This window comes from Halorubrum vacuolatum, from assembly GCF_900188065.1.
In the GTDB taxonomy this organism is placed as follows: domain Archaea; phylum Halobacteriota; class Halobacteria; order Halobacteriales; family Haloferacaceae; genus Halorubrum; species Halorubrum vacuolatum.
The window spans coordinates 23,101-32,878 of sequence record NZ_FZNQ01000026.1; the positions used below are offsets into that span (position 1 = coordinate 23,101).

The 9,778-nt window shown below is 62.6% G+C and carries 9 protein-coding genes and 1 pseudogene; 4 read left to right on the forward strand and 6 right to left on the reverse strand.

The window, feature by feature from the left end; translation table 11 throughout:
• Both CHB65_RS15090 and CHB65_RS15095 read right to left on the reverse strand, forming a co-directional pair.
• Window positions 1–828 carry a hypothetical protein gene (locus CHB65_RS15090; RefSeq protein WP_179213683.1) on the reverse strand — a complete coding sequence of 276 codons (828 nt, stop codon included), beginning with the start codon at window positions 826–828 and terminating at the stop codon, window positions 1–3.
• Between the two features lie 85 nt (window positions 829–913).
• Window positions 914–1,882: an aldo/keto reductase gene (locus CHB65_RS15095; protein ID WP_089385860.1), complete on the reverse strand. Its 969-nt coding sequence runs from the start codon at window positions 1,880–1,882 to the stop codon at window positions 914–916.
• A gap of 113 nt (window positions 1,883–1,995) precedes the next feature.
• On the opposite strand from CHB65_RS15095, the gene CHB65_RS15100 reads away from it, so the two are divergent.
• Entirely contained in the window at window positions 1,996–2,943 is a 948-nt protein-coding gene (locus tag CHB65_RS15100; protein ID WP_089385861.1) for a biotin--[acetyl-CoA-carboxylase] ligase, read from the forward strand.
• Between the two features lie 36 nt (window positions 2,944–2,979).
• Here the strand turns inward: CHB65_RS15100 and CHB65_RS15105 are convergent, their stop codons facing one another.
• Window positions 2,980–3,483: a universal stress protein gene (locus tag CHB65_RS15105; protein WP_089385862.1), complete on the reverse strand. Its 504-nt coding sequence runs from the start codon at window positions 3,481–3,483 to the stop codon at window positions 2,980–2,982.
• A gap of 151 nt (window positions 3,484–3,634) precedes the next feature.
• On the opposite strand from CHB65_RS15105, the gene CHB65_RS15110 reads away from it, so the two are divergent.
• From CHB65_RS15110 to CHB65_RS15115, 3 genes are all read left to right on the forward strand, one after another.
• Window positions 3,635–5,311: a GAF domain-containing sensor histidine kinase gene (locus CHB65_RS15110; protein WP_089385863.1), complete on the forward strand. Its 1,677-nt coding sequence runs from the start codon at window positions 3,635–3,637 to the stop codon at window positions 5,309–5,311.
• A gap of 88 nt (window positions 5,312–5,399) precedes the next feature.
• Window positions 5,400–5,552 carry a hypothetical protein gene (locus CHB65_RS17545; protein ID WP_179213684.1) on the forward strand — a complete coding sequence of 51 codons (153 nt, stop codon included), beginning with the start codon at window positions 5,400–5,402 and terminating at the stop codon, window positions 5,550–5,552.
• 78 nt (window positions 5,553–5,630) lie between these two features.
• On the forward strand, window positions 5,631–6,050 hold the full coding sequence (locus CHB65_RS15115; protein WP_089385864.1) for a universal stress protein: 420 nt from the start codon (window positions 5,631–5,633) through the stop codon (window positions 6,048–6,050).
• A gap of 276 nt (window positions 6,051–6,326) precedes the next feature.
• Here CHB65_RS15115 and CHB65_RS15120 read toward each other — a convergent pair whose 3' ends face one another.
• The 3 genes and pseudogenes from CHB65_RS15120 to CHB65_RS17050 form a co-directional block, all read right to left on the reverse strand.
• The gene (locus CHB65_RS15120; RefSeq protein WP_089385865.1) at window positions 6,327–8,213 is read right to left on the reverse strand and encodes a BCCT family transporter; all 1,887 of its coding nucleotides are present in this window, start codon (window positions 8,211–8,213) and stop codon (window positions 6,327–6,329) included.
• 175 nt (window positions 8,214–8,388) lie between these two features.
• Complete coding sequence (locus CHB65_RS15125) at window positions 8,389–9,282, reverse strand: NAD-binding protein (protein ID WP_218818963.1); 894 nt, start codon at window positions 9,280–9,282, stop codon at window positions 8,389–8,391.
• Window positions 9,283–9,691: 409 nt separating this feature from the next.
• Window positions 9,692–9,778: pseudogene (locus CHB65_RS17050) on the reverse strand (IS6 family transposase); the annotation flags it as partial.

Here is a 9,778-nt window from a genome sequence, read left to right on the forward strand (position 1 = left end):
TCAGGATGACCGACCGCCGTCCGTCGCGGGTCGCACACGACACCGCCGCTCCGTGATCTCCGATTTCGAGCGGAACCGGCAGCCACACGTGGTACAGCGAACGTACGGCTCGCCGGCGACCGTCGAGAGACGGTGGTCGCCGATCTCGAACGGACGTGTCACCTGCCGAGGTCGGATTCGGTCGGGGATCGGCGTCGAAGAGGACTCGCTCAGCGCGCTTCGGACGGCGATGGTATCCACATCTACCGCGTCGAATCGCGAGGAGGCCAGCGCCCGTTCCGCGTCGGCGATCTCCGACCATGCGGTGACGACCACCGGCGAATCCGTCTCGGTGTCGCTCACGACGACGACGAACCGAACGCCGTCCCGTACAAGCGCGAACCGCCAGCCGTCCGTGCGGTTCCAGCGGAGCTGCCCACGGCGGATCGCGTCGCTCACGCTTCGGGTGGTGACGTATCGACCGGGTTGTGTCAGTCGTTCACAAAAGTGGTCCGTGAGCGCATAACACGTCGGATCACGAAGCGGTGGATCCTCGCGCGTGCGTCCCGACTTGGGGCTGGGAGCATAGCCCAGCCGGCTTGCCTCACGGGTTCGATCCGGGATCGTCGGCCGATCGGGCCGTATCGATCGCCCCGTTTGGGTTGGAAGTGCCGCGGACCGGTCACGGACCCTCGGTCCCGACGATGCGCGTCCGATCGATTCCGAATCGGTGGGTTCGGAGCCACGCCAACCCGGAGTCGGCGACTCAGCGGCCGGTGCGTTCGGACGATCCGTCGTGCTGGCGTCGGAGGGCTCGCCGCCCCCCGGGCCACCCTGTCGGGATGCCACTGTCATCCGATACGCGACCACCTCTTAAGGGTGTTACGCCCTCACACGATTTTGCGGGTGGCGGTGGGACGTGGCGGCAAACCGCTCACTCGTGACCGGACACCCGAACCGGCTCGTAGGGCTCCTCAAGCCAGTCGACGTCCGAGGTCGAGAGATCGATATCGAGCGCTTCGACGGCGTCCTCCAGGTGTTCGATGCTCGAGGTGCCGATGATGGGGGCGGTGACGACGTCCTTGCTCAGCACCCATGCGAGCGCGATCTGGGCCATCTTTACGCCCTTCTCGGCTGCGAGTTCCTCGACGCGCCGGTTGATCTCCTCGCCGCCGCCCTCCCGATAGGGTCGGCCAAGCGCAGTTTCGTGCTCACCGCGAGTCGTTGCGTCGTCCTGCTCGTACGGACGTGTGAGATAACCCGCTCCAAGCGGGCTCCACGGAAGCATGCCGATCCCCTCACGCTCACACAGTGGCACCATCTCACGCTCCTCCTCGCGGTACGCGAGGTTGTAGAGGTTCTGCATCGTCACGAACCGGTCGTAGCCCGCACGGTCGCTGACGTGAAGCGCCTCCGCGAACTGGTGAGCCCACATCGAGGATGCACCCAGATAGCGCACCTTTCCACGGCGGACCGCGTCGTCGAGCGCCGCCATCGTCTCTTCGATCGGCGTCGCATCGTCCCAGCGGTGGATCTGATAGAGGTCGACCGTCTCCATGCCGAGCCGGTCGAGGCTGTTTTCGAGCTCCTGTTCTATCGTCTTCCGGGAGAGGCCGCTCGCGTTGGGGTGGGCGTCGTCGGGAGCGAACCGGACCTTGGTGGCGACGACCTGCTCGTCTCGATCGTACTCCGCGAGGACGTCGCCGAGGATCGACTCGCTTTCGCCCGCCGAGTAGACGTTCGCGGTGTCGAAGAAGGTGATCCCGAGTTCGATCGCCCGCTCAACGAGGGCTTTCCCCTCCGTTTCATCGAGCATCCAGTCGTGTCCGCTCCCGAAGCTCATACAGCCGAGACAGAGCCGGCTGACCGTGGTTCCGGTCCCGCCGAGCGTCGTGTACTCCATACAGGACCCGCACCCGGCGGCGATATAAATGGAGCCTTCCGGAAACCCGCTTGCCAGAGTTTCCGACGATCGCTTTCGGAACGGCTTTCGGGCGGTGTCAGGATACATAACTCATGAGTACGCGTCGCGCGCTCCTTGACGCGCTGGCGGATGGTCCGGTCTCCGGCCCCGATCTCGCGGCCGACCTCGACGTCTCCCGGGCGGCCGTCTGGAAGGCGGTCGAATCGCTCCGCGAGGAGGGGTTTGCGATCGAATCGACGACTGAGGGGTACGTGGCTCCGGCCGAGCCCCCGTACTCCGCGGCGGGCATCGCGTTCGGGCTCGACGCCCCGTACCGGATCGACTATCACGACGTGGTCGACTCGACGAACGCTCGCGCGCGGGCACTTGCGGCGGCCGGTGAAGCCGACGTCGCGGTGGTCGCCGGGGAACAGCGTGCGGGTCGCGGTCGGGTTCACCGTGACTGGGTCTCGCCGACCGGCGGCGTGTGGACCTCCGTGTTGACCCGGCCGGTCTTTCCGACGGCGCACGCGCCGGCGGTCACGCTCGCGGCGGCGGTCGCAACGACGGACGCCTGCCGGGAGGCGGGCGTCGACGCACACATCAAGTGGCCGAACGACGTGCTCGTCGGCGACACGGGCGAGCGAGGGGGTCGAAAGCTCTCCGGGATCCTCACCGAGATGGAAGGCGAAGCGGATCGGATCACGTGGCTCATCGTCGGGATCGGGGTCAACGCCAACGTCGATCCCGACCGGCTTCCTGCCGGGGCGACCTCGCTATGGGCGGAACGCGGCGAGAAGATCGATAGACGGCGATTCCTCCAGCGAGTTCTTGAACGGTACCATCGATTGACTGCCGAACCGGACCGGATCCTCGAGGCGTGGCGGGACCGAACGAGCACGCTCGGGTCGCGTGTCAGGGTCGAAACGGGTGATGCGGCGGTCGAGGGGACGGCGATAGGCGTCGAGTTTCCCGGGACACTCGTCGTGCTGACCGATGACGGGGAGCACCGACGTATTCACACGGGCGACTGTGAACACCTCCGGCCGGCCGGAGAGTGAGCGAAGCGACCCTGTTCGGCGCTGGATCCCGACTGATCAAGAGGATCGTGGACCGTCGACGTCGGTGCCATCCCCGGTTTCAGCTTCGTCCGATTCCATCCCGTCCTGCACTCGAACCGTCAATACCGGTATCCGCGACCCGCGAACGACCTTTTCGGCGACGCTTCCGAGCAGCAGGCGGTCGATGCCACCCCGTCCGTGAGTTCCCATCACGATGAGATCACAGTCGTTCCGCTCGGCGGACCGGATGATCTCCCGGCTCGGCGAGCCGTCGACGACGGTGGTGGTGATCGCTACCCCCATACGATCGGCGAGCGCCCGTACCTCCGTGACCGCGGCCTCGGCATCGGCCCGCAGCAGCTCATCGATCCCTTCCCAGGAGGTCTCCATCGGCATCCCGGCGTAGCTGGCGGTGTTGATGACGTAGATCGCCGTGACGGCCGCCTCGTGGATCCTCGCGAGCTCCAGCGCGTGTCGAACCGCCCGTTCCCCCTCCAGGGAACCATCGGTCGGAACGAGGATCCGATCATACGGTAGCATATGCCCTCACCCGAAATATTCCGTGTCGAATGATAACTCTTTTCACACCGTACTGGATCGGGTGCTCACGCTGGAAGCATGTGGTGCGCTATACGGCGGACCGTCCGGGCGCACGATTCATAGTAACCGGCCGTAAACGGATCGATCCCACATGGAGAATGGCTCCGGCGGCGCCGACGACTCGGACGGCGCCGATCGAACCGAGCGGGACACAGGAGGCGCACACAGCGGCGACTCCACGGCGCATATCGATCGGCTACGGGCGTTACACCATGCTGCGACGGACCTCATGGCCGCCGACGGTATCGACGCGGTCTACGCGACGGTGGTGGAGACGGCGAGATCGGTGCTCGGCTTCGACTTCTGTACCGTCTTCACACGGGTCGACGATGGGTATCGGGTCGCAGCGTCCTCACACTACCGGGAGGGTACGGTCCTCGAGATGGACGGGAGCATCCTCGATCGAACGTTCGAGCGGGACGAGTCGATGGTCGTCGACGACGTGAAAAAAAGCGATACCGCGCGGCCGACCCGAGACAGCTATCGGTCGGCGTTGAGCGTACCCATCGGCGGGGAGGCCGTGTTACAGACGGTGGCGACGACGCCGGAAACTTACGATCGGACCGATCTCGAGCTGGCGGAGCTACTCGCGCTTCACGCCGACGCGGCGATCGTGACACACCGCTCACGGGGGATGATCCTCGAACAGAAACGGCAGATAACGCAGCTGCACGACGTCGCCGCCGAGATCGGTGGCTGTGAGGATCACGGCGAACTGTTCGAGCTCCTACGTGAGGCCTCAGAGCGGATCCTCGGGTTCGACTGGTGTTCGCTGTACGTTATCGAGGACGGCCGGTTCGTCGTGGCGATGGCGTCCGAGGCGTCGCCGGTCGAGCCCGGCGACCATCCGTTTCCGGACGGCACCAGCAAGGCGCGTGAGGTCCTCGAAACGGGCGAGTCGCTGCTCGTCGAGGACGTCACCGAGATCGAGGGGGCTCGTCCCACATCCGACCGGATGCGGGCGGCAATGACGGTTCCAGTGGGAACGGTCGGCGTGTTCAACGCCGCTCACGAGACCCCTGGCGCGTTCGATGCGGGCGACCTCGAACTCGCAGAACTCCTCACCGAGGGCGTCGCGGATGCGTATGCCCGTATCGACGCACAGGAACGGCTCCGTCGTCGGACGCAGGAGCTTGCGACGCAGAACGAGCGGCTCGATCGGTTCGCCTCGACGGTCAGCCACGACATTCGGAACCCGCTCAACGTCGCGATCGGCTACACCGAACTGGCGGCCGAGACCGGCGACCCGGACGCGTTCGACCGGATCCGTGCCGCCCACGATCGAATTGAAACGATGATCAAGGAACTGTTGGTGCTCACCCGGAAGGACTTCCCGCTGGAGGATCGGGACGCCGTCCCGGTTGCCGCACATGTGCGTGAGGCGTGGGACAGTCTGCATACAGCCGAGGCGACGCTGCAGGTGACGATCCCCGAGTCGTACACCGTACAGGCACACCCGACGCTCCTCTCCCACGTCCTCGAAAACCTCTTGAACAACGCCATCACGCACAACGACTCGCCGATCACCGTCACCGTCGAACCGATCGAGACCGACGGGAGGATCCGTGGGTTCGCGGTGGAGGATACCGGTCACGGGATCGCGCCAGACATTCGTGGAAAGGTTTTCGATCACGGCTACACGACCGAACGCGGCGGTACCGGCTTCGGTCTCGCGATCGTCGAGGAGTTCATTGAGGCACACGGATGGGAGATCTCGGCGAGTGAATCCGACGGGGACGGCGCACGTTTCGAGATCGACACCGGCTGAGCGACGGTCGCCTCAGTAACCGGGTCAGCGTGGCCTTGCGGACCAAGTCGGCGACACACCTAAGGGTGTCTGTGACGCTACCACGTCTATGTCCCAACTGGTCGCGACGATCGCCACGGTCTTCATCGTGGTGTTCGCCGTCGGGTCGCTGCTCCTTTTTTTTGCAGGTAATCACTTCGCTGCCGGCCTGCTGCTCACGTTCCTCGCGTTCTCCATCTACTTTCGGGAGATCAACACATAATGTCTGAGAAGGATCATGATTGGGCCCGTCCCAAACACCTATTTTCCCGTCCTGAGATGTCCGTCACGGACGATACATATGATCGATAAGATACTGATAGCGACCGATGGAAGTGACGCGTCATCCGGGGCGTTCGAGTATGGCCTCGAACTCGCCAAGTCATTCGACGCGGAAGTTCACCTGATCTACGTCGTCGAGACCGAGGCGTCCTACATCCTCACGGTGATCGGCGACGACGAGATGGAGGAGTACCGTGCCTACGGCGAGGAGGTCGTAAGCGACGGGATCGCACACGTCGAGGAGGCGGGGCTCGAAGGGGTTGGTGTCGTCAAGACCGGCAAAGTCGCGTCCGAGATCGTCTCCTACGCCGAGGACAACGACGTGGACACCGTCGTCCTCGGTGAGCGTGGCCGGGGAGCAATCGAACGGTATCTCGGTTCCACCGCCGAAAAAGTCGTCCGGATGTGTTCGAAGCCGGTGACCGTCGTCCGACCGTAAGAGCGCCCAAAATTCGCTCACGACATTTTTTCTGTGCGTACTTTCCGAGCCGACGCTGACCCGTTCCGGACGGTATTTTTCGGTTCGCCAGCGGCTAAGCCCAACCCAGCCCGATGGTCAAATGTAAAACGTACGTCGGACGTGCTGGGGCCGTGTGAGTGGGTCGTCAGTCGTCGTCGGACGCCCCCTTCGACGTTCGTTAAACCGCACCGGCGAGATCGACACCCTGATCGAGGCGATCGACGATGTCCGCCAGCTGTTCGCCTCGTCGCGGGTCTATTTGTCGTCTTCGTCCTCGGAGTCGGAGTTCCTTTGTGCATCGGTGTCGATCGGTTTCTCGAGCGTCGCCGCATCAATAGCACTCCACAGTGACGCGAATGGCCACGGTTGATCGCGTTCGTGTCGATGGAACCAGCGTACCAATCCAGCAGTGGCAACGAGGGCGACGATAGCGAACGGTCCGCCGGCGAGGACTGCCATCGCCTGGAGGGTTTCGGCGCTGCCGGTCGCCAGGACGGCGATGGCGACGATCCCCTGAAATACCCCCCAGAACACGATCGCCCCGGTCGTCGGGGCCAGGTCGCGCTCGGTCGCGAGGACGGACACGACGAGCGTCGAGGTGTCCGCGGAGGTCGTCATGAACGCGAGGATGAGTGCCAGAAACAGGAACATGAACAGTTCGCCGAGCGGAAGCGCCTCGAAAACCGGAAACCCGGCGACGGCTTCGGACCCACCGTGAGCGTCGATCGCCGCGAGGACGTCGACCTCGGCCCCATGTTGAAAGTACAGTGCCGTCGAACTCAGGAGGAGAAACCAGACGACCGTAGCCAGTGAGGTGGCGACGAACCCGGTGATGACGACGGTCCGAATGCGTCGACCCCGGGAGAGGGCCGCGAGAAACAGCCCGGCGAAGGGGGCCCACGAGAACCACCACGCCCAGTTCCAGAGGGTCCACTCGGCGACCCATTGGCCGCTGATCTGTAGACTCATCGGAACGAAGTTGACGATGTAGCTACCGATCGCTGCCGAACTGCTGGCGACGAGGAAATCACGGGGCGCGACGGTCAACAGGAGGACGCCGAAAGCGACGAACAGCACGACATTCACGGCGGCGATCCGTCGGATGCCACGGTCGACGCCGCTCTGGGCGGAGGCGACGAAGACGATGATCAGTCCGATAACGAACAACAACAGACTCACGCTGTTGTACCCGACGTCCCATTGGTAGTTGATGCCGGTGAGAAACTGTTCGCTAACGAGAGCGACCGAGGTGCCGACACCGCCTATCGTGGCGAAGATCGCCAGGGCATCAACCGATCGAGACCACAATGAATCGAGGTTCTCGACGCCGAGAAACGGGACGAGCAACGAGGAGACGCGCAGTGGAGCCCCGTGTCGATAGACGAAATAGGCGATCGGAACGCCGATGATGACGTATGCACTCCAAGCCGTAAACCCCCAGTGAAAAATGGCATACGCGAGCGCAGCCGTAATTGCCGCCTCAGACCGCGGCTCGGCGGCAAAAAACGGCGGTGGGGAATCGTAATGAAACAGCGCCTCGGCGGGCCCCCAGAAGACGATGCCGGCAGCGATGCCGGCGGTGAAAAACATCGTAAAATACACCGGATACGTGTAGGTCGGTTCAGTCTCGGGACCGCCGAGTTTGATAGATCCCCAGGGCCCGATCAACAGGTACAGACAGAACGCGACCGTGAGGATCGTCGTGCCGACGAACACCCAGCCGAAATAGGTGGTAATCAGCCCTTCCATCGTGGCGATGGTGGCGACGGTCCCGTCGGGGGCGATCAGGTAACTACAGAAAAACGCGAAAAAGATGCCGACCGGGATACCGAAAGCGATCCGATCTTGCTGGGCGAGGAATTCCGTGACGGTGTCAAGCAACCTGAGCGATCGAACACGAAGCGTCACGGCGGGGTCGTACTCGTCCGCGACCGTCCGGTCCGTCGGGAGCAAGGCGAAATAGATCAGCCCGGAGCCGAAAAACAACAAGGAGACGACGAGCCACCACTCGCCGGAGATGACATCGCCGACGAGCGCCGGAAAAAAGAACCCGGTGGCAACGATGATTCCGGAAACGACACAGACCGGGATCACCGCGCGCAAGAGAATTCGTTCAAAGACGCTTACGCTGTACAGCCCCATACGCCACGATTGATCCTCATAATTGTAGTTGTACCGATTATTTGTTTTATATACTCTTCAGGACACGTTGTGTTTCGTTCGTCTGTGCTTTCGACCCTGCTATACGGAATTGCTATCGGGCCGTACTGTCCAAATCATCCGAGTCCACGAGCGATCGGGGGGTATCACAGACGTGTCAGCCGTCTTCGTCGGTTTTCGTGTTCGATTCTTCATCGTCCACCCCGAGGAGCGTGTCGGTATCCGTCTCTTCGAGGATCGATCGACCGAGGAGGCGACCGCCGATTTCGACCGGACTGACGACGGTATCTGCTCCGACGGCTTCGAGTTTGTCCGCATGACGCCGGTCGGCTGCAGCCGCTACGATACGAACGTCCGGGTGGGCCTTCCGGGTGGCAAGTACCGTGAGTACGGTATTGGCGTCGTCATGTGTTGCGACGACGACACCGCTTGCGGCCTCGATTTTCGCGTCTTGGAGCGTCGATTCAGTCGCCGGATCGGCGGTCAAGACGTTTATGTCCCGGTCGGCGAGGGACGAGGCTGCGTCCTCGTTTTCGGTCACGACGACGACGTCCGTTTCGTCACCTATCGCTTCGAGGAGTGATTCCGTGACGTCCGTGTACCCGAGTACGAGGACGTGATCGTCGAGCAGGCTGAGTTCTGATGCTGTCATGTTTCCGAGTGCGTTCGCCATTCGTTTCTCGATGGCCGGGACGACGAGTGCACCGATCGCGGCGGTAAACGCGCCGGTCCCGAACACGATGATCGAAAGGGAGAACCATTTCGCCCCGGTCGTTGTGGGCGTGATGTCCCCATACCCGACCGTTGCGATGGTAACGAGAACGTAGTACACGGCATCGGCCCACGTTTCGAGTTCGACGAACTGATCGCGAATCGCATATGAACCGATGGTCCCGTAAAGCAAGACGCCGACGACCGACGAGAGCGCGGCGATCTGAAGCGGCGAGAGGTCGATCCGCTGGTCGAACGCGTCGCGGTGGAGTATCAACAGCGGAACCGTGACCAAGACCAGTATCAGCAACGGAATTTCCGCGGGCCGCAACGTCGTCAATGGGGAAATCGTCGTCAACGGTACCACCAAGACTGCCAAATACCACGCCAGACGTTTACTCCGGACGAGTCCTAGAACAATACTTGCGAGGACGAACGATAGCAAAACACCGCCGAACTGAACCGCTTCGACGTCCGGAATGAACGGGGCGAGTGGCCCATCGAGGGTGATCTCGGGTTGGCTCAGATTCGATAATCCGGTGAGAAACGTCACTACGGCTACGATACCGACGAGTGCGACCGCCGTTTTAGCCCCGGAAAACTCATCCCAGTAAACGAGCGGTACCTTTTCGTGCCGATAAAAGAGTCGCTTGAGCGCCGAATCCGATCGTTCGGTCGAATCTGTCGCCACCGTGTTGTTAAAAGGAGGAAGTAGTATAAAATTGTAGCCTCGTGTGTGGGGGTAGTGTTCAGATAAGCTGATTCCATGCGAAGGCGAAGGATCGAAGCCAATCGTCGGCGGTATCTGCTTCGGCGTTGCTGAAACAGTTTGAGAA